Below are 21,165 nucleotides of genomic sequence, written 5' to 3' on the forward strand. Positions count from 1 at the left end.
CGGACGACGACCGGCGGCGTTGCGGTTTCGTCCGGATACGACACCGGTATCCGGACGAAACCGCGCCTTGCCGGATCGCCGCCCGGACTCCGCCTCGGCTCGGCCGCCCTTATGAAACAGGCCCTAGTTGACGTCGGCGAGCCAGCGCAGCAGCGACCGAACGCCCCAGCCGGTGGCGCCGCGGCTGACCTCGGCCTGGTCGCCGTCGGCCCAGGACGGGGCCGACATGTCCAGGTGCAGCCAGCGGTCGCGGAGCTCGCCGGTGAACTCGCGCAGGTAGAGCGCGGCCAGCACCGAGCCGGCACCCTGTGCCGGTGCGCTGTACAGGTCGGCGATCTCGCTGCCGAGGTACTCGACGTAGTCGGTGTGCAGCGGCATCCGCCACGCCGATTCGCCGGCCGCCTCGGCCGCCGCCAGCACGCCGGCAGCCAGCTCGTCGTTCTCGCTGTACAGGGCGGCGGTGCGCTTGCCCAGCGCCACCGAGTTAGCGCCGGTGAGCGTGGCCAGGTCGAGCAGCAGGTCCGGTTTGAGCTGCTGCACCGCGTACGCCAGCGCGTCGGCGAGGACCAGTCGACCCTCGGCGTCGGAGTTGGTCGTCTCGCTGGTCGTGCCGCCGTAGTGCCGGATGACGTCCCCCGGGCGGAACGCCGAGCCGCTGACCATGTTCTCGGCGAGCGGGGCCAACGTGGTGACCCGGACCGGCAGTCGCAGCGCGGCGGCACCCAGGGTGGCGGCGACGACAGCGGCCGCGCCGGCCATGTCCTTGCGCATCAGCTTCATCGACGCGACCGGCTTGATCGAGATGCCGCCGGTGTCGAAGGTGATGCCCTTGCCGATCAGCACCACGTGCGTACGCGCGTTGGCGGGGTGCCAGTCCAGTTCGACGAGCCGGGGTCCGCTGGCGGAGCCACCGCCGACGGCGAGGATCCCGCCGAAGCCCTCGGTGGTCAGCTCGGCCGGGCCACGGACCCGCAACCGCAGATCCGGAAGATCGGCCGCGGCGGAGGCCACCTGGTCGGTGAACCACTGCGGGGTCTTCACCGAGGAGGGGGTGTTGGTCAGGTCCCGGGCGAGATGGGTCATCGCGGCGGTGGTCCGGGCCGTGGCGACGCTGTCCTCGTACCGGGTCGGATCGCTGAGCAGCAGGTCGACGCCGGTGAGCGCCGGCCGGTCGCCGGCCTCGGTGAGCCGGAACCGGTACGCGGCGAGCAGCAGACCCTCGGCCAGTCCGCGCACGGCGGCCTGGGTCACCTCGGCCGGCAGCGCGATGGTGATATGCGTCTCAGCCGAGGCAGCGCGGGCCACTGTCGCGCCGGCCGTCCGCCAGGCCGCCTCGTCCCCACCACCGATGCCGAGCAGCACCAGCCGGCCGGGGGTACGCCCGGGGCGCAGCTGAGTGTGGATCTCGCCGGCTCGGCCCGTCAGTCGGGCCGCTGGCGCCAGCGCGGCGGCCTCCTCGGCAGCGCCGTCCGGGGGTGCCACGGCGGTCGACAGAGGCGCGGCCGAGGTGTCACCGCCCGCCGTCGAGTCGGCGGGTCGGACAGGCAGGACGAGAGCGTCGAGCCGGTCCGGCTCGGCGATCAGACGGATGGCGAGCACGCGGAACCGAACCTCCAGGAAAATGTCGCGGACCGGAAGCGAACCCACCTGCCCGCAGCGTTGAAGACCCTGAGCCACCGGCGATTCCGGTGGCTCAGGGTCCGAAGAACGGTCCGGGCGGCTCACGCCGCCCGGAGCACTCCTTACTCAGCCGGCCGCTGCCTTCAGTGCGTCACCGAGCGCGTTGGCCTCGTCGGGAGTCATCTCGACGACGAGCCGGCCACCGCCCTCCAGCGGGACCCGCATGACGATGCCCCGCCCCTCCTTGGTGACTTCCAGCGGACCGTCGCCCGTCCGCGGCTTCATCGCCGCCATGTTGTCTCCCCTCAGACCTACACCAGGGTCGGTGGGTTGCCCCACAGCCACTTCGTCACGACCACCCGCAACGGTCACGGGGGTGTCGACAAACGATTTTCCCTGATGAACACCGCCGGACCCAAACCGGAGCAGCATTGATGTAACAGCATCTAGCTTATCTTGAGAAGGCCTGTCACAATGTGCGGTCATGCAGGCACGGTCGGCACTCTTCGACCTGTACGGCGACCACCTCCGTCCCAGGGGTGGCCGGGCACCGGTTGCTGCCCTGGTCAAGCTGCTGGCGCCGCTGGGAATCGCGCCGCCGGCAGTTCGCACCGCCGTGTCCCGGATGGTGCGCCAGGGTTGGCTCGAGCCACTCCGGTTGGTCTCCGGTCCGGGATATTCGATCACACCGAAAGCCGCCCGGCGACTCGACGAGGCAGCCGCCCGGATCTACCGGACCGGCCGGGTCACCTGGGACGGCCGGTTCGATCTGCTGGTGTTGGAGGCCCCGGGCTCCCGACGTGACCGCCAGCGGCTCGCCGCCAACCTGAGCTTCCTCGGCTACGGGACGCTCGACGAGCAGACCTGGGTCGCCACCCGCCCCGGCGAGGATGTCGACCTGCTCCTCGCCGAGACGGGCATCCGGTTCGAGCGGTTCACCGCCTCGCACTTCTCCGGCACCCCCGGTGCGATGGGCGTGGTCCGACGAGCGTGGAACCTGACCGAGATCGGCCACGCGTACGAACGGTTCGTCGCGGACCAGCGCCCGCTGCTCGCCCAGATCACCGTGCGCAGCACCGACGAGGAGGCGTACGCGGCGCGGTTCCGCCTCGTGCACGCGTGGCGTACGTTCCTCTTCCAGGATCCGCAGCTGCCCCCGGCGCTGCTGCCCGAGCGGTGGCCTGGCACCGCCGCGGCCAGTTTCTTCGACCGGCACGCGGCCCGCCTGCGGCCGGCCGCCGACCGGTACGTCGAGCAGTGCCTCGACGCCGGCAACCGCATCGTCCGACAGAAGGGTCGTTAGACACGTGACCGAGCCGCTGCTGGTCGACCGGACCGACTCCGTCGTCACCCTCACGCTGAACCGGCCGAACGCGATGAACGCGCTCGACGTGGCGCTCAAGGAGGCGCTGCGGGACACGCTGGCGCAGTTGGAGACCGACAGGTCCTGCCGGGCGGTCGTCCTGGCCGGGGCGGGCGGGTCGTTCAGCGCCGGCCAGGACCTGCGCGAGCACGTGTCGACGCTGGAGAACAGCTCCGCCGACCCGCTGGGCACCGTTCGGGCGCACTACAACCCGATCGCCGCCCGGCTCGCCAACCTGCCCAAGCCGGTGATCGCCGCGGTCCGTGGGATGGCCGCCGGAGCGGGCGCGTCGCTGGCGTTCCTGGCCGACATCCGCATCGGTGGTCCGACCACCAGTTTCCTGATGGCCTTCGCCAAGGTCGGTCTGGCCGCCGACACCGGCGCGTCCTGGACGTTGCCCCGGCTGGTCGGGCACGCCAAGGCGGTGGAGCTGCTGATGCTGGCCGAACCGGTCCGCGCCGAGGAGGCCTGCCGGTTGGGTCTGCTCAACCGGTTGACCGACGACGACGAGCAGGTGCTGCCCGTCGCCCAGGAACTGGCCGCCCGCCTCGCCGCCGGCCCGACCGTCGCGTACGGGGCGATCAAGCGGCAACTCTCCATCGCCGATGCCGGCACTCTCGCCGACGCCCTCGCCGCCGAGGCGCAGGCCCAGTCGATCTGCGGTGCCACGGCCGACCACCGAGCGGCCACGCTCGCGTTCGTCGCCAAGCAGAAGCCGGTCTTCGAGGGACGCTGACCCGCCCCGCTAGTCGTCCTCCTCCGGGTCCTGGTTGGCCTGCTCGCCCAGCACGAACGCCTGCATGGCCAGCTCGTCACCGGCCGGCGAGACGAAGGCGGGCAGCTCACGCGGCCCCAGCTCCTGCACGTAGGACCAGAACAGTCGGACCGCCTCGGCGGGCGTGTCGGCCTCGATCGGCAGGTCGAGGCTGACCAGCCAGGTGCGCCGCGCCGGGGGCGGGCCGAGCTGGTCGGTCAGCGCCCGGAAGGCCGCCGGCTCCAGTGCGGTGACCGGCCCATCGAGGGTCAGCAGGTCGGCCGGCACCGGCTCGTCGAAGGCCCGTCGGGTGTACGCGACGACGAGCGTCCCCGGCTCGCTCGGCGACTGCGGGTCGTCCGGGTCCTCGCGGTGGCGCTGACCCGGCGCGGTGACCCGACCGAGGGCCACCAGCCGGGGCGGCGCGTCGACAAGCACCGCCACCTGGTCTCCCGGCCCCGGCCGGACGGCGTCGGTCAGCCCGGTCAACTCCAGCGTGTCGTGGTGCACGAGCCGCTCGGCGTCGTACCGCTCGGCGGGCAGCAGCACGGCCCAGGTGCCCACCCCGTCGGCGTTGCCGGCCGCACCGGCCCGATACGCGGTCTCGGTCGTCATGTCTGCCATCTCATCACGCCGTCGGTGCGACGGTGACGTGACAGCCGACGATGTGATCGTCGACCATTCCGGTGGCCTGCATCAGTGCGTACGCGGTGGTGGGGCCGACGAACCGGAAGCCGCGCTTCTTGAGCGCCTTGGCCATCGCCGTCGACTCCGGGGTGATCGGTGCGAGCTCGGCGAACGAGGCCGGGCGGGCCGGGCGGGGCTCCGGCGCGAAGGACCAGAGCAGCGCGGACAAGCCCTCGGGCAGCTCCAGGGCGGCGCGGGCGTTGGCGATCGCCGCCTCGATCTTGGCTCGGTTGCGGACGATGCCGGCGTCGGCGAGCAGCCGGGTCACGTCGGCGTCGCCGTAGCCGGCGACGCTCGGGAGGTGGAACTCGTCGAAGGCCAGCCGGAACGCCGGACGCTTGCGCAGGATGGTCAGCCAGGACAACCCGGACTGGAACGCCTCCAGCGTCATCCGCTCGTAGAGCGCGTCGTCGCCGTGCAGCGGTCGCCCCCACTCGGTGTCGTGGTAGACGGCGTAGTCGGGGGTGCTCGACCCCCAGGCACAGCGGGCCAGCCCATCAGCGCCGATCACCAGGTCAGTCACCTCGTACACGCTAGGGCATCGGTCCGACACCCCATTGCCACCGGCCGTCCGGCTGCCTATCGTGCTTGTTACCGACCGGTAGGTCGAGGTCACCCGACGGTGCGCCCCCGACCGGTGACGGCGAGCGGAGGCCACGGTGAAGGAATTCCCGGACATCATCGCCTGGTCGATCCCGGCCTTCGTGCTGCTCATCGTGCTGGAACGGGTCTCCTACCTGCTGCACCGCGACGACGACGAGGTCGGCTACGGCGGCGCCGACACCGCCACCAGCCTGACGATGGGGCTGGGCAGCCTCGTCGCCGACCTGCTCTGGAAGGTGCCGATCGCCGCCGCGTACGCGCTGCTCTACGCCCTCACCCCGCTGCGGGTCGCCGAACTCTGGTGGACCTGGCCGCTGGTTCTGCTCGCGCAGGACTTCTGCTACTACTGGTCGCACCGCAGCCACCACGTGATCCGCATCCTCTGGGCCTCCCACGTGGTGCACCACTCGTCGCAGCGGTTCAACCTCTCCACCGCACTGCGCCAGCCGTGGACCGGCCTCACCAGCTGGGTGTTCTACCTGCCGCTGATCGTGGTCGGCGTCCACCCGGCCGTGGTCGCGTTCTGCGGCTCGGTCAACCTGCTCTACCAGTTCTGGATCCACACCGAACGGATCGACAAGATGCCGCGCTGGTACGAGGCGGTGTTCAACACCCCGTCGCACCACCGGGTGCACCACGCGTCACAGGGCAGCTACCTGGACCGCAACTTCGGCGGCATCCTCATCGTCTGGGACCGGCTCTTCGGGTCGTTCGCCCCGGAACGGGAGCGCTGCGTGTACGGCCTGACCAAGAACGTCGGCAGCTACAACCCGGTCCGGGTGGCCTTCCACGAGTACGCCTCGATCGCCCGCGACCTGCGCGCCGCGGCGAGCTGGCGGCAGCGCGCCGGGTATCTCTTCCGGGCACCGGGCTGGCAACCGGCACCGGGCCGCACAGTCAGGGCAGCCGGCCCTGCTCGACCAGACGGGCAAACCTCTTCAGTGCCTGGGTGAGGCCGAGCTTGGAGCCGGGCCAGAGCACCGGCCAGGCCAGTCGACCGGCCCGCCCGCCCGGCAGGTGGAACCACTCGTGCCAGACGACCTGGGTGCGGTCCCGGCCCAGCTGGGTGCAGCGCAGCACCCCCGGGCCACGCAGCAGCTGGCCGTGGTGCACCACGCCGATCTCGTACGGCTCGTCGACCCGGATCACCCGCATCTCGTCGCGCAACGTCGCCCGGCCGAGCGCGGTCACCGCCTCGATCCGGCTGCCCTCACGCCCGTCGCCCTCGACCACCCGGACCCGGGTGAACGGGATCCAGTCCGACTGCCGTTCCCAGGCGAGCAACGCGGCGAAGACCCGCTCCGCCGGGGCGTCCACGATCACCGTGGCGGTCACCTCGCCGGCACCCGGCTGGGCCGCCTCCCGAAGATCGTCAGCGCCCGCCGGGTCGGTCACGCCGACTCCGACCGAACCACCGCGTCGCGCTGCTCGGTGCCGTCGGCGGACGCGGCGGCGGTCTGCCCACGATCGGCCGACTCGTCGACGGCGGGCGCCACCCCGTCGGAGTCCGTCGCGGACGAGGTGGCGGCGGGCACCGGGCCGGGGGCCGTCGAGCCGACCGGGGCCGAGCCGGCCTCGGCGGTCAGCGGCGCGTCCTTACCCGGCTCGGCGGTCTCACCGGGCTCGGCAGCCTCGGTCGGCTCTGCCGCGTCGGCGGTCGCCACCTTGCTGGTGGACTGTTCGCGGGCCTGGCGCAGCGCGTCCGCGTCGTCGGTGCGTCCCTCACGCAACGCGATGACCTCCGACTCCAGTACGCCGATCAGCTCGGACTTGTAACCGATGTCGTAGGCGGCACGGCGCATCGCCTGATCGACCTGGTCCATCCGGTACCCGCGCAGCCCGGTGTCGAAACGGACCGCCCCCACGTCGGATTCGCGTAACGGGCGAGTGCCGGGCAGCGCCACGGCCTGCGAATCCGGCTCGGCCGGCACCAGGCCGGGATCACGGCCGCTGACCAGCACCGTCACGCCGAAAATCACCGCCGCGACGGTCAACGCCACGACCAGGAGGAGCAGAAGCTGACCCATGTACTGATCGTGGCATGGCAGCCGGCCCGGAGCGACCCCGCCACCCGCCTCGATCACGATCGACGCCGCCGCCCGCCCGGAATCGCGCACGGGCGACCGACTAGCGTCGGGACCGGCCGACGCGGCGGCGACGGCGCGAACTTCCAGGAGGCGGGCATGGCCGGGGCGCTTCGGCTCGGTGGGCACACGTTCGCCCCCGGCGAGCTGGTGGTGATGGCGATCATCAACCGCACGCCGGACTCGTTCTTCGATCGAGGGGCCACCTACGCCGCCGACAGCGCGCTCCGCGCCGTGGAGCGGGCGGTGGACGAGGGCGCGGCCATCATCGACATCGGCGGGGTCAAGGCCGGCCCCGGCGCGGAGGTGGGCGTCGCCGAGGAGATCCGGCGCACGGTGGACACCATCGCCGCCGTCCGGGCCGCGTTTCCGCAGGTGGTCATCTCCATCGACACCTGGCGTGCCGAGGTGGCGACGGAGGCCGTGGCGGCCGGCGCCGACCTGCTCAACGACACCTGGTCGGGCGCCGACCCGGCCCTGGTGCGGGTGGCCGCGCAGACCGGCGCCGGCCTGGTCTGTTCGCACGCCGGCGGCCTGACGCCGCGGACCAGGCCGCACCGGGCCGCCTTCACCGACGTGGTCGCCGACGTGGTCGCGACGGTGACCGGGCTCGCCGAGCGCGCGGTGGCGGCAGGGGTACGCCCCGACGGCATTCTCATCGACCCGGCGCACGACTTCGGCAAGAACACCCGGCACTCGTTGGAGATCACCCGTCGGCTGGACGAGCTGACCGGGACCGACTGGCCGGTGCTGGTGGCGCTCTCCAACAAGGACTTCATCGGCGAGACGTTGGGGCTGCCGGTGGCCGAACGGCTGGAGGGGACGCTCGCCGCGACGGCGGTCTCGGCCTGGCTGGGCGCCCGGGTCTTCCGGGCCCACCAGGTCGGCCCGACCCGCCGGGTGCTGGACATGGTGGCCTCGATCCGGGGCGACCGGCCGCCCACCGCGACCCGCCGAGGGCTCGCCTGACCGGTTGTCGCCGTAACCGACCTCGTTCGGGCGGACGGGCCGACACGATCGCCGGAGGCCGGTGCGCTCAGGTCCAGCGCAGGATGTTCCTACGCCAGGCGTAGAGGATGCCGAGCGCGAGCACCGCCACGAACACCGCCATCTCGACCACCGTCACCAGACCGAAGCCCGGCCGGTCGAAGACCACCGCCCAGGGGAAGAGGAACACCGCCTCGACCGCGAACAGCACGTACAGGTAGGCGTACACGTAGTAGCGGATCTGCATCTGCGCCCAGTCGGCGCCGACCGGATCGAGCCCGCACTCGTAGCTGGCCCGCTTGCCCGGCGGGTCGGCCGGACGCGTCGGGCGTAACACCCGGTTGGCGGAGAACGCCGTAACGAAGAAGAGGACGCTGGCGAGCAACAGCAGCCCGAGCGTCGCGTACGAGCCCAGGTATCCGGTCACAGTCGGCAGCCTACCGCCCGCCCCGGACGCGCTGTCCCCAACACGTTACGGATTTGTTTCCGGATGGGACTAGTGCACTGTGGCAACTGTTACCGAATATTGGACACCCCACCCACGGCACCGGAGGACAGATGGCCCGCGTGAAGGCACCGCCCGGCAAGCGGGCGGAGGGGCGGCGCCGCACGCCAGTGCTGGCGCTCGCGCTCGGCCTGTTCGCGGCGCTCGCCCTGGGACCTGCCGGCGCCAGTGCGGCCACACCGGACACGGAACCGGTCCTCAGCTCGGCCGGCCCGGTCAACGAGCCGGGAGACGGGCCCCCGACCACGCCGGCGCAGGAGCCCACCCCGACCGAGGATCCGGGCGGTGAACCGGGGCCGACCGAGCCGGCCCCGGAGACCACCGCGCCACCACCGGAGACGACGCCACCAGCACCGGTGACCACCCCACCGGAGGTCCCGCCGGTGCCGACCACCGTCGCACCCGCGCCGGGCGGCACCACCCGACCGCCCAGCCCGGCTCCCCCGGTGCCACCGACACCTGTGGCCCCGCCAACGCCGCCGGCTCCCGCGACACCCCCGGCTCCGCCGGTCCACCCGTCCGCGCCGGGTTCGGCGGCACCACCGCGGAGCCCGCTGGGCGTGCAGGTCACCACCGGTGACGTCACCCTCGGCGAGGCGTACTGGAACGCGGCGCGCACGGCGGCCACCCTGCAGGTCACCGTGCGGAACACGGGTACCACCACGCAACGGATCCGGCTCTCGTACACGCTGCCCGTCGGGCTGAGCGACGCCGGCACCAAGGGCTGCGTCGCCGCCGGTGGTGGCGCGTACCGCTGCGGGGCCTGGACGGCGGAGGCGGGCGTCCGGTTCAGCACGGTGCTGCGCCTGCGGGTCGCCGGCACGGCGTGGAAGCAGATGCCGCTCAGCGGCTCCGTCCGGGTCATCGCGGACGCACCGGGAGTCGCCGGCGAGGCGACCGACGACCAGGGCTTCGCGGTGCTCTTCCCACCCGGTCCGCCGGTGCCCGGGATCGCGCTCGCCGCCGACGAGGTGGCCTTCGACATCAGCGGCAGCCCCGGCACCCTCACGCTCCGGCTGGGCAACACCGGCACGGTGGACGCCGCCGGCCGGGTCGAGGTCGTCCTGCCGGCCGGGGTGACGGTGCCGACCCCGCCGTCCGGTTGTGTGGCGGTCGACCCGTCGCGTACCCGCTGTGACGCCGGGATGGTGCTGGCCGGCACGACCGCCGAGGTGCGGCTGCCGGTGGAGGCGACACCGCAGGCCCAGCGGGAGGCTCCGCTGTCCGGTGCCGTGATCGGTCAACTCGATCCCCGCAGCGGCCCGACCCGTCGGGTGCAGATGAGCTTCCGGATCACCGCGGCGGCCGCCCTGGCCACGCCGGTGGTCTCCCCTCCCGCACCGACCGGCTCGCAGGGCGTCCTGCCGGCCGGCGCCGCGAGCGGAGACGGCGGGTTGACCTCGGTGCAGCGCACCGCTGTCATCCTGATCGTGGTCTCCACGCTGTTGGTGGTGCTGGCCCTCACGCTGGCCATGACCTCGCTGCGCCGCCGGTTCGGCGGCCCGCCGCCCGAGCCCGCCACCAACCCCGCCGACTGATCGACGGACGACCCCGGCCCCGCCCGGCCGGGGTCATCGACGTGTCCGGGGGTGATCTGAATTACGGCGGGCGGGGCGTAATACCGCAAAGGCGGGCATTTTTCACCACCGTCTGGTCCCAGTCGGCGGACCTCCGGCGATAGTTAGGGCTCCCTTAGACGTAGGCTCTCAGGTGAGGAACGACAGCGGCCGGACCAGCCTGGGGCGGTGCGGTGAAGCGTTGCGTCAAGGAGGTTCCGTGGCCGGGCAAGCCCCGCAGTCGCGAACGAAGGTGGCACAGTGACCAAGCAGATCCGTCAACTCGACCGGGTCGTCATCCGGTTCGCCGGGGACTCCGGCGACGGCATGCAGCTGACCGGCGACCGGTTCACCTCGGAGACGGCGCAGCTCGGCAACGACATCTCCACGCTGCCAAACTTCCCCGCCGAGATCCGGGCTCCCGCCGGGACCCTGCCGGGTGTGTCGAGCTTCCAGGTGCACTTCGCCGACTACGACATCCTCACGCCGGGTGACGCGCCCAACGTGCTGGTGGCGATGAACCCGGCGGCGCTCAAGGCCAACCTGGCCGACCTGCCGCGCGGCGCGGACATCATCGTCAACACCGACGAGTTCACCAAGCGCAACCTCGCCAAGGTCGGCTACCAGACCAGCCCGCTGGACGACGACTCGCTGGCCGGCTACGTCGTGCACCCGGTGGCGCTGACCTCGATGACTGTCGGCGCGCTCGCCGCCCACCAGGTGTCCAAGAAGGACGCCGAGCGGTCGAAGAACATGTTCGCGCTCGGCCTGCTCTCGTGGATGTACTCCCGGCCCTTCGAGTCGACCCTGCGCTTCCTGGAGCGCAAGTTCGCGGCCCGTCCGGAGCTGGTCGCCGCGAACGTCGCCGCCTTCAAGGCCGGCTGGAACTTCGGCGAGACCACCGAGGACTTCGCGGTCCGCTACGAGGTCAAGCCGGCGAAGATGCAGCCGGGCACGTACCGCAACATCACCGGCAACGCGGCCCTCTCGCTGGGGCTGGTCGCCGCCGGGGTCCGCTCCGGGCTGCCGGTCTTCCTGGGCGCGTACCCGATCACGCCCGCGTCGGACATCCTGCACGAGCTGAGCAAGCACAAGCGCTTCGGTGTCCTCACCATGCAGGCCGAGGACGAGATCGCCGCGGTCGGCGCCGCACTGGGCGCCTCCTACGGCGGATCGCTCGGCGTGACCACCACCAGCGGCCCCGGTGTGGCGCTCAAGAGCGAGACGATCTCGCTCGCGGTGGCGCTGGAGCTGCCGCTGGTGATCGTCGACGTGCAGCGCGCCGGCCCGTCGACAGGCATGCCGACCAAGACCGAGCAGGCCGACCTCAACATGGCGCTCTACGGTCGGCATGGTGAGGCGCCGATCGCGGTGATCGCGCCCCGCTCACCGTCGGACTGCTTCTTCGCGGCGCTGGAAGCGGCCCGGATCGCGCTCACCTACCGCACCCCGGTGATCCTGCTGTCCGACAACTACGTCGCCAACGGCTCCGAGCCCTGGCTGCTGCCCGACGTGGAGTCGCTGCCCGACCTGCGGGTCGAGTTCGCCACCAAGCCCAACGGCGAGGACGGCACCACCTTCCTGCCCTACCTGCGTGACCCGGAGACCCTGGCCCGGCCGTGGGCGATCCCCGGCACGGCGGGCCTGGAGCACCGGATCGGCGGTCTGGAGAAGGCCGACAAGACCGGGGACATCTCCTACGACCCGGCCAACCACGACTTCATGGTGCGCACCCGGGCCGCCCGGATCGAGACGATCCCGGTGCCGGACATCGAGGTGGAGGACCCGGACGGCGACGCCCGGGTGCTGGTCCTCGGCTGGGGCTCGACGTACGGGCCGATCGGCGCGGCGTGCCGCGGCGTGCGCCAGCGCGGTCTCTCCATCGCCCAGGCGCACCTGCGGCACCTGGCACCGATGCCGGCCAACCTCGGCGAGGTGCTGCGCTCGTACGACAAGGTGGTCATCCCGGAGATGAACCTGGGCCAGCTCGCCCACGTCATCCGGGCCCGCTACCTGGTCGACGCGATCAGCTACAACCAGGTCCGCGGCCTTCCGTTCACGGCCGCCGAGCTGGAGACGACGCTGGAAGAGGTGCTGAAGAATGTCTGAGCCCGTCGCCGTCAAGCTCACCGCGAAGGACTTCAAGTCCGACCAGGAGGTGCGCTGGTGCCCCGGCTGCGGTGACTACGCGATCCTGGCGGCCATCCAGCAGTTCATGCCGGAGCTGAACATCCCCCGGGAACGCACCGTCTTCGTCTCCGGGATCGGCTGCTCGTCGCGCTTCCCGTACTACATGAACACGTACGGGATGCACTCGATCCACGGTCGGGCCCCGGCGATCGCGACCGGCCTGTCGGTGTCCCGGCCGGACCTGTCGGTCTGGGTGGTCACCGGCGACGGCGACGCGCTCTCCATCGGCGGCAACCACCTGATCCACGCGCTGCGGCGCAACGTCAACCTCAAGATCCTGCTGTTCAACAACCGGATCTACGGTCTGACCAAGGGTCAGTATTCTCCGACGTCCGAGGTCGGCAAGATCACCAAGTCCACGCCGGCCGGCTCGGCGGACGCCCCGTTCAACCCGCTCTCGCTCGCCCTCGGCGCGGAGGCCAGCTTCGTCGGCCGGACCATCGACTCCGACCGCAAGCACCTGCAGTCGGTGCTGCGGGCCGCCGCGGAACACGAGGGCTCGGCCTTCGTGGAGATCTACCAGAACTGCAACATCTTCAACGATGGGGCGTTCGACCAGCTGAAGGACCCGTCCACCCGGGACGACTACCTGATCCGCCTGGAGCACGGGCAGCCGATCACCTTCGGTGCCGACGGGCGGTTCTGCGTGGTGCACCCGCCGGGCGGCTTCGGCCTCGAGGTTCGGGACACCAGCTCGGTGCGCCCGGAGGAGATCGTCGTGCACGACGCGACGGTGACCGACCCGGCGTACGCCTTCGCGCTGTCCCGGCTGCCCGGCCTGGACCTGCGCAACACCCCGATCGGGGTGTTCCGCTCGGTGGACCGGCCGTCCTACGACAGCGTGGTGCAGGGTCAGCTGGCGGCCGCCAAGGCGACTGTCACCGAGACCCCCGAGCAGCAGCTCGCCGGTCTGCTGGGCAGCGGCGACACCTGGACGATCGTCTGATCGTGCGACAACGGGAAGGGCCCGCAACCGGTTGGTTGCGGGCCCTTCCGTTTCGTTACCGCTGGAACAACCGGATCAGAAGACCAGGTTGAAGGCGCCCCAGCCGGTGCCGACGACCTTGCCGCTCGAGTCGATCCACTGGCCGTAGCCGTTGGTCGTGTAGAGCCGCATGTCGCCCTTGCTGTTGACGCCCAGCATGTCCATCATGTTGTCGCCGCTCCAGTCGCCCGGAACCATGATGTTCTTGAAGCCCTGCCAACCGCTGCCGATCTTGGTGCCGAGCGGGTTGGTCCAGCCGCCCTTGCTGTCGGACTGGTACATCTTCAGGTCACCGGTCGAGGTGCGACCGATCAGCACCTCACGCCCGTCGCCCTTCCAGGCCCCGGGGGTGAGGAACAGGTTGAAGCCGTTCCAACCGTTGCCGATCTTGGTGCCGAGCGGGTTCTCCCAACCGCCCGCACCATTGCTGGTGTAGCGGATCAGGTCACCGTTGGACTTGCGCACCAGCAGGCTCGGCCGGTTGTTGCCCAGCCAGTTGTTCGTCACCATGAGCGCGGTGAAGCCCTGCCAACCGGTGCCGACCTTCTTGGCGCCTCCGACGAAGTTGCCCTTGCCATCGGTGTTGTAGAGGAACAGCTCACCGTTGGGCTTCATCGCCATGATGGAGGGCTTCTTGTCGCCGTTCCAGTTGTAGACCCGGAAGACGCGGCTGTAGATGTTCCAGCCCGTGCCGATCTGGCGAGCCATGTAGAAGCCGCCGTACCCGTTGTTGGAGAAGCCACTGCCGTAGTACAACCCCAGGTTGCCGGCGGAGTCGCGGGCGAGCAGGTCGGTGTGACCGTCGCCGGACCAGTCCGCGTTGACCAGCGCCGGACGGGTCAGGTCCGCCTTGATCGAGTTGTTGTAGTAGCTCAACCGCTCGTAGTAGCCGGGCGAGGAACCACACGGCTCGAAGCCCCAGTCGGTGATGCCGACCTGGACCCCGTTGACGAGCAGCGGACCGCCCGAGTCGCCAGCGCAGGTGTCGCTGCTGGGGGCGGCCTTGGTGCCCGAGCCGGCGCAGATCATCCGGTCGGCAAAGTAGAGCCCGTCGGCGTCGCAGTCCGCATCGGACCGCATCGCAACGGTCGCCTTGCGCAGCCGACTGTCCGGCTGCTGCTCACCCGACGTGGTGACGCCATAGCCCGCGATCTGGGCCGAGGTGCCGGCCGCGTACGGCTTCTGGTCGCCCTGGGCGCTCAGCGACACCGCGGTATACGCGCTGGGCAGGTTCTGCTTCAGCGTGAGGACCGAGACGTCGTCGACGATCGGCGCGTTGGGGTCGTTGTACTGCTGGGCGATGTTCCAGCCCGGGTGGGTCCAGGTTGAACTGACCTCGGCGACGTACCCGCTGCCACCGACGATCTGGCCATTGCTGTCGACCAGCCGGTCGTTGCCGGCGATGACCCGAGTGGTGCCGGGACCGTCGGCGGTGCAGTGCGCGGCGGTCAGCACCTTGTTACGGGCGATGATCGTGCCGGTGCACCAGTACCAGTAGAAGTCCGGGCCGTCCTGGAGGGTGGTGACGATACCCACGATGTACGGAAACTCGGAGGCACTGGCCAGGGTCCCCTGGAAGACCTTGGGAGAGGCACCCGTGCCGGACTGGAAGGCCCGGCCCTGGGCGCCCGGCTTGGGAAGCGTGAGCTTCCCCTTGTGCAGGTTCGGCAGCTTGCTCAACCGGTCCGGTCGCGAGCTGCTCGCCGCGTCGTAGACGCCGCCGGTGGGGGCGGCCTGAGCACTGGTCGTGGGTGCCACGGCCGCCACGCCCGTGAGGGCGAGGCCCGCCACGACACCGGCGTACCACCGCCGTCGGGCTCCTGCGGATGTTGCCACTTCAGCCACTGATTGCTTCCCGTCGTTCGATTAACGAGGCACTCGGAGCTGCCCGGGATGACCTGCGGGGGACGCGACGGGGTGAACGACGAAACACACATGGGCGAATCCGCCCGAACTGAAGATTTTCCCCGTCGTGCCTGCGCCAACGACGCTGCGCCGACACGTCCCGGCAGCGACACCCATTGACAGCTCTAAGCCGGGACACCGTAGCAAGGGTTCGGTCAGGAAGCTGCCCGGTAAGGGGTTTTCTCCATGATCCGAAACCGGACCGCGACGAAACCGATGGGGTCAGGGCAGCCACGACTCATCCGGACGGGTTGCGGCCCTCAGCCACCCGGTGCACAGAACTGGATGTCCTGGGCCGGAGGGTGGCCGTCCGGTGTGGACCGCCACCCTCCGCCGCGACGAGGCGACCGACAGTCAGCGGGTGGCACCGGCCGGCGGCCAGAGATTGTCGATCTCCTTCTCGGCCTGCGCGAGGCTCGCCTCGTGCAGCGGGATCAGCTCGGCCATCGCCGGCACCGACGGCGCCAGGGTCAGCTCGGCACTGATGAAGCGCGGCTGCAGGCCGGTCAGCGACAGGCCGTGCGGGAGCCACGGCTCCGCGTGGTCCCAGCCGTTGCGCGGGGCTCCCTCGCCGTATCCGCCACCTCGGCTGGCGAGCACCACGAACTCGCGGTCACCGAGCAGACCCTCCTGTGTCGTCGGGTCGTACGCCAGCCCAGGAACGATCAGGTGGTCGACCCAGGACTTGACGCTGCTGGGCGCGCCGTAGTTGTAGAGCGGCAGCCCGAGCAGCACCACGTCGGCCTGCTTCACCTCGTCGACCAACCGCTCGCTGAGCTCCCAGGACTCGCGCTGGGCCGGCGTGTGCTGATCCGGCGGCGTCATCCGGGCCAGCCCGCCGGCCGCGTCCAGGTGCGGGAGCGGGTCGGCGCCCAGATCCCGGTAGGCCACGGTGCCGCCCGGGTGGGCCGCACGCCATGCGTCGACCGCGCGGGCGGTGAGCCGCCGACTGACGGACCAGTCACCTCGGATGCTCGAATCAATATGCAACAGGTGCATTATTCCTCCTCCAGGAATCATCTGCGAAGCACCAACTATTTATAGCAAGCCGATGTTCCGTCAGCTCGGTAGACTGGGTCACATGTCCGCCCAGCCGCTCGACTCCTCGGAGCACCGCTCGGGCGCCCTCCTGGACCACCTGGCCCGGCGGATACGACTGCGGTCGGAGTCGGTGCTGGCGCCGCTGGGGCTACGCCCCCGGCACCTGGTCGCGCTCACCGTGCTGCGGGCCGGCGGCGGCACCGGTCAACAGGCGCTCGCCGCCACCCTCGAGATGGACAGCACCAACATCGTCGGGCTGCTGAACGACCTCGAAGCGAAGCAGCTGATCGAGCGCCGACGCTCCCCCGAGGACCGCCGCCGACACGTCGTCGAACTCACCGAAGATGGAGCAAAACGCCTCAGCGAGGCCGAATGCGCCCTGGCCGGCGCCGAGGACGAGGTGCTGGGCGCGCTGAATCCCGTCGAGCGGGAGACGCTCTACGAGTTGCTCAACCGGGCCGCCACCGGCACGGTCAACTGCGCCGAGGTGATCTGCGGCACCGACGACCCCCGCTGACGCTGCGCCCCTGCTGACGGTGCCGCACCTCAGCGGCGCGGCTGTCCAGCAGCGGTCACGCCGACGGCGGGGCGGTCACACCGGCCAACAGCGGTGCCACGATCAGGCGGTAGTGGCCGACTGCGGGCGGTCGTCGCGTACGTGCACCAGCATGTCGCCGGTCTCGATCACCGCTCCGGCCCGGTCGGCCAGGGTGACCACCTTGCCACGCCGCACCAGGGCGATCACCAGCGAGTCCAGCTCACGCGGTGAACGGCCCACCTCGTCCCGCTCGGCGGAACGCATCGCCAGCGCCATGCCCTGGCCGGGGGTGAGCAAGTCCTCCACCACGTCGATCAGCGGCGGCGCCGAGGTGGACAGGCCGAGCAGCCGGCCCGCCGTGGCCGAGGAGACGATCACGTGGTGCGCACCGCTCTGCTTGAGCAGCGGGGCGTTCTCCGCCTCCCGAGCCGCCGCGATGATCCGGACCTGCCCGGCGGTGAGCTGCCGTACCGTCAGCGCGACCAGCACCGACGCGTCGTCGCTGTCGGTCGCGATGATCACGGCCTTGGCGCTCTTGACGTGTGCCTCGTTCAGCACCGACGACCGGGTCGCCGAGCCCTCGATCGCCACCAGCCCGGCGGAGGTGGCCTGCCGCAGGGCGGCGGCGCTGCGCTCCACCACCACGATCCGCGAGCGGTCCAGACCGTTCTCCATCAGCGCGGAGACCGCGCTGCGCCCCTTGGTGCCGTAGCCGCAGATGATGACGTGGTCCTTCACGGCTCTCCTCCACCGCGACAGGCGACGGCCGGTCCGGTACTGCTCGGTCAGAACTTCCAGGGTGGTACCGACCAGGATGATAAGGAAGATCACTCGGGCCGGGGTGATGAAGAGGACGTTGACCAGCCGGGCCGACGGCGCAGCCGGGGTGATGTCCCCGTAGCCGGTGGTCGAGAGCGACACCACCGCGTAGTAGAAGCAGTCCAGGAGGGTGAGGCCGTCCTCATTGACATCGCGGTAGCCCTCCCGGCCGAGGTAGACCGCGGCGACCACGGCGAAGACCAGGCCCAGGGCGGCGGCGAGCCGGAGGCTCAGCGCGCTCAGCGGGCCCCGACGCTGCGCGGGAAAATGGATCACCGTCGAACCTGCTCCCCCGCCGTCGCCTGCACGCCCACAACATAGCGGGTACACCGGCGCCCGCACGTCGGGGTCGCAGCGGACAACCCGCGGCCCGCCCGCACCCGACTACCGGACGACAACGACGACCCGGTGCAGGCCGGCAGACGGAGGGGGCGCGACCCTCGTGACGACGAGCGGCGGACGGCGAACCAAGGCCGACGACGAATACACCGAGTACGTCCGGTCCCGGATGGCGCAGTGGCGACGCACCGCCTACCTGATGTGCGGGGACTGGGACCGGGGCGACGACATCCTGCAACGGGTGCTCACCGAGCTGTACCGAAACTGGCCCAAGGCCCGCCAGGCCGACCACCTGGACGCGCTGGTGCGCACCATGCTGCTGCGGCGGCTGATCGACGAACGGCGGTTGCGGTGGGCGCGGGTCCGCCTCGGCGGCGCGCTGCCCGACGCGTCCACCGCTTTTCCCGACCCGAGCGACCGGATCACGGTGGTGGGCGCGCTGCGCCAGGTACCGCCACGGCAACGCGCGGTGCTGGTGCTGCGGTACTTCCAGGACCTCAGCGTCGAGGAGACCGCCCAGGCCATGGGCTGCTCGACGGGGACGGTGAAGAGCCAGACCGCCAAGGGCCTGGCCACCCTGCGCACCCTGCTCACCCCCACCCTGACCGGCAACTGAGAGGAGCGACGATGCTCGACGACCGCCACATTGGCGACCTGATGCTGACCGAGATCGAATCGGCCGAGCGGCCCTCCGAGGTGCTGGACGTGCGGCGGGCGATGCGCACCGCACGGCGGCAACGCCGCCTCGCCCACGGAGCCGGCGCCGCGCTGCTGGCGGTGGCGCTGACCGTCGGCGGGCTCACCGTCCCCGACCTGCTGACCCCGGACCGGTCGCCGGCCCCCGCACCGGTGGGCACCGCGGCCGGCGAGGGCCGGACCGGGCTACCGGCCGCGCTCACCACGGTCGACCCCCAGCGGGTGTACGTCCGGTTCGGCTGGCTGCCGGACGGGCTGCGAAATCTCCAATACCAGGCCGGACTGCTGCTCTCCGGTCAGGGCGTGTACCTCAGCGCGTCCAACGCCCCCGGCAGTGGCCAGTGGAAGGGCGTCGCTGTCACCCTCTATCCGAAGGGGCTGCAACCTCCGGCCCCACAGCGGGACAGCGGCGAACCGGCACAGCCCGGCAAGACCACGCCCGGCCCGGAACTGAACGGCGGCACCAGCACCTTCGCCTCCTACAGCGGGGCCGAGCAGCCGGAGGCGATCCTGCGCTGGCGGTACGCCCCGGACGGCTGGGCACAGCTCAAGGTGGTGGGCGTGGGAGCCGACGTCCGGAGCACCGCGGCCCAGGTGGCCAGGGCGCTGCGGTTCGGCGACGAGCCGACCCCGATGCCGGCCTCGGTGGCGGGTGTACCCGAATCGCTACAGGTGATCACGGTCGACGTGCAGGAGTCGCTGGACGAGCCGAACGACTGGTACGCGTCGACCACCTGGGCACCACGGTCGAGCACCGGCGATCCTGGCCAGCAGCGGGCTCGCACGATGACGGTGAGCGTCTCCCGCTACCGCAACATCACCGATCCCACCGACAACAGGTACGTCGCACCGAACACCACCGTCGCCGGACACCCGGCACGGTTCGGCGGACAGAACGGCAACGAGTCGCTGACCGTCTACGACGTGAACGGGGCGAACGTGACGATCGACGACAGTGCCCTGCTGCCCACCGGCGGCACCAGGGCACTGTTCCCGACGGTCACGCTGGTGCCCGAGCCGGCCAGCTGGCGCACCCACCTGGGTCGGTGACGTGTCGGGCCCGCGCCGTGCGGCGGCGCGGGCCCGCACGGGCAACCGTCGGGTCCGGCAGCGGGCATGATGGGGGTGTTCCCGGACGACGACCGCGAGAGTGAGGCCCGCATGTCGTTACTGCGACGAGTGATCGGTGGGGTGTTGCGCCGCCACCGCCAGCGTCAGGGCCGCACACTGCGCGAGGTGGCCGCGTCGGCCGACGTCTCAGTGCCCTACCTCTCAGAGGTGGAGCGGGGCCGCAAAGAGGCCTCGTCGGAGGTGCTGGCGGCGATCTGCCGAGCGCTCGGCATCAGCCTCGCCGACCTGCTCGGCGAGGCCCGCGACGACATGCGCCGAGTCGAGCCCCGCCTCCCGGCCGCGCCGCGCGCCGCGCTCACCCACCTGGAACGGGTCGATGCGACCCGGCGGGAGATCGGCAACGCCACCCTGCTGGTGGGTCCCCGTGTCAGTGGGTTCGTCCTGCACCGCGAGCCGATGGCGAGCGATCCGACCCTCAGCGTTCCCGAAAAAGCGTCCGCTGGTGGCCTTCGCCCCGGTCCGCGTACCCCCGCCCTGGCCGACGACGCGCGGACCCGGCTGGGCCTGCGGCAGCTGACCGCCGCGTAGGCCGCGCGGGTTCTGCCGTCGGCGGATCTGCCGCCGGCAGAATGACTGGGTCAGCCACCGCCGTCGTGCGCACGCTGAAGGGGCCGGTCCACCGGGCGGTCACCACCGCCCGCCGGCACCGTGGGAGGCGACGGCACATGATGAGGTACGGCGTACAGATGCTGGATGGTGGGCAACCGACCTTTGGTGATCACGTGTTCGAGCGGCTGCTGCGGGAGCGGATCGTCTTCCTCGGCACCGAGGTGACGGAGGAGTCGGCCAACCAGATTTGCGCGCAGATCCTGCTGCTCGCCGCCGAGGACGCCGACCGGGACATCTACCTCTACATCAACTCGCCGGGCGGTTCGGTGAGCGCGGGAATGGCGGTCTACGACACGATGCGCTACGTCCGCAACGACGTGGCGACGCTGGCGCTCGGGTTCGCCGGGTCGATGGGGCAGTTCCTGCTCTGTGCGGGCGCGGCCGGCAAGCGGTACGCGCTGCCGCACTCGCGGATCATGATGCACCAGCCGTCCGGCGGGATGGGCGGAACCGCCTCGGACATCACCATCCAGGCGGAGAACATGCTGCACGTGAAGCGGACGATGCAGGAGCTGATCGCCCAGCACAGTGGACGCACGCTCGACGAGATCCAGCGCGACTGGGACCGGGACCGTTGGTTCACCGCCCAGCAGGCCCGGGTGTACGGCCTCATCGACCACGTGATCACCCGAGCCGAACAACTGCCGACGCTCTGATCGACAGGACCTGTCCCGGCAGGATTCGACCTGGGCCCGCGCCTGGCCACCCGGCCAGGCGAAGCCCCGGAACCAGTTCGAGCCCGCCCACCTCAGC

At 71.1% G+C, this 21,165-nt stretch carries 22 protein-coding genes; 12 read left to right on the top strand and 10 right to left on the bottom strand.

The genetic code is table 11. The features are described 5' to 3' along the window. Positions 1 to 123 precede the first annotated feature (123 nt). On the bottom strand, positions 124 to 1,599 hold the full coding sequence (locus KBX26_RS24255; protein WP_210866531.1) for a M17 family metallopeptidase: 1,476 nt from the start codon (positions 1,597 to 1,599) through the stop codon (positions 124 to 126). 147 nt (positions 1,600 to 1,746) lie between these two features. Then, positions 1,747 to 1,914 carry a DUF3117 domain-containing protein gene (locus KBX26_RS24260; protein ID WP_007455245.1) on the bottom strand — a complete coding sequence of 56 codons (168 nt, stop codon included), beginning with the start codon at positions 1,912 to 1,914 and terminating at the stop codon, positions 1,747 to 1,749. 190 nt (positions 1,915 to 2,104) lie between these two features. Between KBX26_RS24260 and KBX26_RS24265 the strand changes: the two genes are divergently transcribed. Together KBX26_RS24265 and KBX26_RS24270 are read left to right on the top strand one after the other, a co-directional pair. Then, positions 2,105 to 2,923: a PaaX family transcriptional regulator C-terminal domain-containing protein gene (locus tag KBX26_RS24265; protein ID WP_030329243.1), complete on the top strand. Its 819-nt coding sequence runs from the start codon at positions 2,105 to 2,107 to the stop codon at positions 2,921 to 2,923. Between the two features lie 4 nt (positions 2,924 to 2,927). Continuing rightward, a complete protein-coding gene (locus KBX26_RS24270) occupies positions 2,928 to 3,719 on the top strand; it encodes an enoyl-CoA hydratase-related protein (protein ID WP_210866503.1) in 792 nt (263 codons plus the stop codon). Between the two features lie 9 nt (positions 3,720 to 3,728). Here the strand turns inward: KBX26_RS24270 and KBX26_RS24275 are convergent, their stop codons facing one another. Together KBX26_RS24275 and KBX26_RS24280 are read right to left on the bottom strand one after the other, a co-directional pair. Continuing rightward, positions 3,729 to 4,352 (bottom strand): hypothetical protein, encoded by a 624-nt coding sequence (locus KBX26_RS24275; RefSeq protein ID WP_030329246.1) that lies wholly within the window; start codon positions 4,350 to 4,352, stop codon positions 3,729 to 3,731. A 13-nt stretch (positions 4,353 to 4,365) separates the two neighbouring features. Further along, positions 4,366 to 4,947, bottom strand: coding sequence for a DNA-3-methyladenine glycosylase I (locus KBX26_RS24280; protein ID WP_030329248.1), 582 nt, complete (start codon positions 4,945 to 4,947; stop codon positions 4,366 to 4,368). 136 nt (positions 4,948 to 5,083) lie between these two features. Here KBX26_RS24280 and KBX26_RS24285 point away from each other — a divergent pair, with 136 nt between their 5' ends. After that, complete coding sequence (locus KBX26_RS24285; protein WP_036410865.1) at positions 5,084 to 5,980, top strand: sterol desaturase family protein; 897 nt, start codon at positions 5,084 to 5,086, stop codon at positions 5,978 to 5,980. Here KBX26_RS24285 and KBX26_RS24290 read toward each other — a convergent pair. Together KBX26_RS24290 and KBX26_RS24295 are read right to left on the bottom strand one after the other, a co-directional pair. Beyond that, entirely contained in the window at positions 5,925 to 6,422 is a 498-nt protein-coding gene (locus KBX26_RS24290; protein ID WP_210866504.1) for an SRPBCC family protein, read from the bottom strand. The two genes, KBX26_RS24285 and KBX26_RS24290, sit on opposite strands and share 56 nt — an antisense overlap. Further along, entirely contained in the window at positions 6,419 to 7,054 is a 636-nt protein-coding gene (locus tag KBX26_RS24295) for a DivIVA domain-containing protein (RefSeq protein WP_210866505.1), read from the bottom strand. The genes KBX26_RS24290 and KBX26_RS24295 overlap by 4 nt, the downstream gene beginning before the upstream one ends. Positions 7,055 to 7,210: 156 nt before the next feature. Here KBX26_RS24295 and folP point away from each other — a divergent pair, with 156 nt between their 5' ends. After that, on the top strand, positions 7,211 to 8,080 hold the full coding sequence (folP, locus tag KBX26_RS24300) for a dihydropteroate synthase (RefSeq protein WP_210866506.1): 870 nt from the start codon (positions 7,211 to 7,213) through the stop codon (positions 8,078 to 8,080). Between the two features lie 67 nt (positions 8,081 to 8,147). Here folP and ndhC read toward each other — a convergent pair whose 3' ends face one another. Beyond that, a complete protein-coding gene (ndhC, locus tag KBX26_RS24305; protein WP_030329256.1) occupies positions 8,148 to 8,525 on the bottom strand; it encodes an NADH-quinone oxidoreductase subunit A in 378 nt (125 codons plus the stop codon). Between the two features lie 131 nt (positions 8,526 to 8,656). Between ndhC and KBX26_RS24310 the strand changes: the two genes are divergently transcribed. From KBX26_RS24310 to KBX26_RS24320, 3 genes are all read left to right on the top strand, one after another. Then, entirely contained in the window at positions 8,657 to 10,141 is a 1,485-nt protein-coding gene (locus KBX26_RS24310; RefSeq protein WP_210866507.1) for a hypothetical protein, read from the top strand. 279 nt (positions 10,142 to 10,420) lie between these two features. Further along, entirely contained in the window at positions 10,421 to 12,268 is a 1,848-nt protein-coding gene (locus tag KBX26_RS24315) for a 2-oxoacid:acceptor oxidoreductase subunit alpha (protein WP_030329258.1), read from the top strand. After that, on the top strand, positions 12,261 to 13,295 hold the full coding sequence (locus KBX26_RS24320; protein ID WP_030329260.1) for a 2-oxoacid:ferredoxin oxidoreductase subunit beta: 1,035 nt from the start codon (positions 12,261 to 12,263) through the stop codon (positions 13,293 to 13,295). The genes KBX26_RS24315 and KBX26_RS24320 overlap by 8 nt, the downstream gene beginning before the upstream one ends. 75 nt (positions 13,296 to 13,370) lie before the next feature. Here KBX26_RS24320 and KBX26_RS24325 read toward each other — a convergent pair whose 3' ends face one another. Together KBX26_RS24325 and KBX26_RS24330 are read right to left on the bottom strand one after the other, a co-directional pair. Beyond that, positions 13,371 to 15,125, bottom strand: a complete 1,755-nt coding sequence (locus KBX26_RS24325; RefSeq protein WP_210866508.1) for a trypsin-like serine protease — start codon at positions 15,123 to 15,125, stop codon at positions 13,371 to 13,373. Positions 15,126 to 15,593: 468 nt separating this feature from the next. Further along, entirely contained in the window at positions 15,594 to 16,238 is a 645-nt protein-coding gene (locus KBX26_RS24330) for an FMN-dependent NADH-azoreductase (RefSeq protein WP_247681027.1), read from the bottom strand. A gap of 82 nt (positions 16,239 to 16,320) precedes the next feature. Between KBX26_RS24330 and KBX26_RS24335 the strand changes: the two genes are divergently transcribed. Next, positions 16,321 to 16,797 carry a MarR family winged helix-turn-helix transcriptional regulator gene (locus tag KBX26_RS24335; RefSeq protein ID WP_156057341.1) on the top strand — a complete coding sequence of 159 codons (477 nt, stop codon included), beginning with the start codon at positions 16,321 to 16,323 and terminating at the stop codon, positions 16,795 to 16,797. 102 nt (positions 16,798 to 16,899) lie between these two features. Here the strand turns inward: KBX26_RS24335 and KBX26_RS24340 are convergent, their stop codons facing one another. Next, the gene (locus KBX26_RS24340; RefSeq protein ID WP_210866509.1) at positions 16,900 to 17,913 is read right to left on the bottom strand and encodes a TrkA family potassium uptake protein; all 1,014 of its coding nucleotides are present in this window, start codon (positions 17,911 to 17,913) and stop codon (positions 16,900 to 16,902) included. Positions 17,914 to 18,079: 166 nt separating this feature from the next. Between KBX26_RS24340 and KBX26_RS24345 the strand changes: the two genes are divergently transcribed. The 4 genes from KBX26_RS24345 to KBX26_RS24360 all read left to right on the top strand — a co-directional run bounded on the left by KBX26_RS24345 (position 18,080) and on the right by KBX26_RS24360 (position 21,068). Then, a complete protein-coding gene (locus KBX26_RS24345) occupies positions 18,080 to 18,592 on the top strand; it encodes a SigE family RNA polymerase sigma factor (RefSeq protein WP_307857894.1) in 513 nt (170 codons plus the stop codon). 11 nt (positions 18,593 to 18,603) lie between these two features. Continuing rightward, entirely contained in the window at positions 18,604 to 19,722 is a 1,119-nt protein-coding gene (locus tag KBX26_RS24350; protein ID WP_210866510.1) for a hypothetical protein, read from the top strand. A gap of 111 nt (positions 19,723 to 19,833) precedes the next feature. After that, positions 19,834 to 20,331: a helix-turn-helix domain-containing protein gene (locus KBX26_RS33265; protein ID WP_374224327.1), complete on the top strand. Its 498-nt coding sequence runs from the start codon at positions 19,834 to 19,836 to the stop codon at positions 20,329 to 20,331. Positions 20,332 to 20,468: 137 nt separating this feature from the next. Continuing rightward, complete coding sequence (locus KBX26_RS24360) at positions 20,469 to 21,068, top strand: ClpP family protease (RefSeq protein WP_210866533.1); 600 nt, start codon at positions 20,469 to 20,471, stop codon at positions 21,066 to 21,068. The last annotated feature ends 97 nt before the right edge of the window (positions 21,069 to 21,165 follow it).

It is taken from the genome of Micromonospora sp. C97 (genome assembly GCF_018070385.1).
Taxonomy (GTDB): Bacteria; Actinomycetota; Actinomycetes; order Mycobacteriales; family Micromonosporaceae; genus Micromonospora; species Micromonospora parva.

Coding starts and splice junctions, on each gene's coding strand:
- KBX26_RS24310 (WP_210866507.1), top strand. CDS start 8,657: ATGGCCCGCGTGAAGGCACCGCCCGGCAAGCGGGCGGAGGGGCGGCGC.
- KBX26_RS24335 (WP_156057341.1), top strand. CDS start 16,321: ATGTCCGCCCAGCCGCTCGACTCCTCGGAGCACCGCTCGGGCGCCCTC.
- KBX26_RS24295 (WP_210866505.1), bottom strand. CDS start 7,054: ATGGGTCAGCTTCTGCTCCTCCTGGTCGTGGCGTTGACCGTCGCGGCG.
- folP (WP_210866506.1), top strand. CDS start 7,211: ATGGCCGGGGCGCTTCGGCTCGGTGGGCACACGTTCGCCCCCGGCGAG.
- KBX26_RS24360 (WP_210866533.1), top strand. CDS start 20,469: ATGATGAGGTACGGCGTACAGATGCTGGATGGTGGGCAACCGACCTTT.
- KBX26_RS33265 (WP_374224327.1), top strand. CDS start 19,834: ATGTCGTTACTGCGACGAGTGATCGGTGGGGTGTTGCGCCGCCACCGC.
- KBX26_RS24275 (WP_030329246.1), bottom strand. CDS start 4,352: ATGACGACCGAGACCGCGTATCGGGCCGGTGCGGCCGGCAACGCCGAC.
- KBX26_RS24260 (WP_007455245.1), bottom strand. CDS start 1,914: ATGGCGGCGATGAAGCCGCGGACGGGCGACGGTCCGCTGGAAGTCACC.
- KBX26_RS24265 (WP_030329243.1), top strand. CDS start 2,105: ATGCAGGCACGGTCGGCACTCTTCGACCTGTACGGCGACCACCTCCGT.
- KBX26_RS24320 (WP_030329260.1), top strand. CDS start 12,261: ATGTCTGAGCCCGTCGCCGTCAAGCTCACCGCGAAGGACTTCAAGTCC.
- KBX26_RS24350 (WP_210866510.1), top strand. CDS start 18,604: ATGCTCGACGACCGCCACATTGGCGACCTGATGCTGACCGAGATCGAA.
- KBX26_RS24330 (WP_247681027.1), bottom strand. CDS start 16,238: ATGCACCTGTTGCATATTGATTCGAGCATCCGAGGTGACTGGTCCGTC.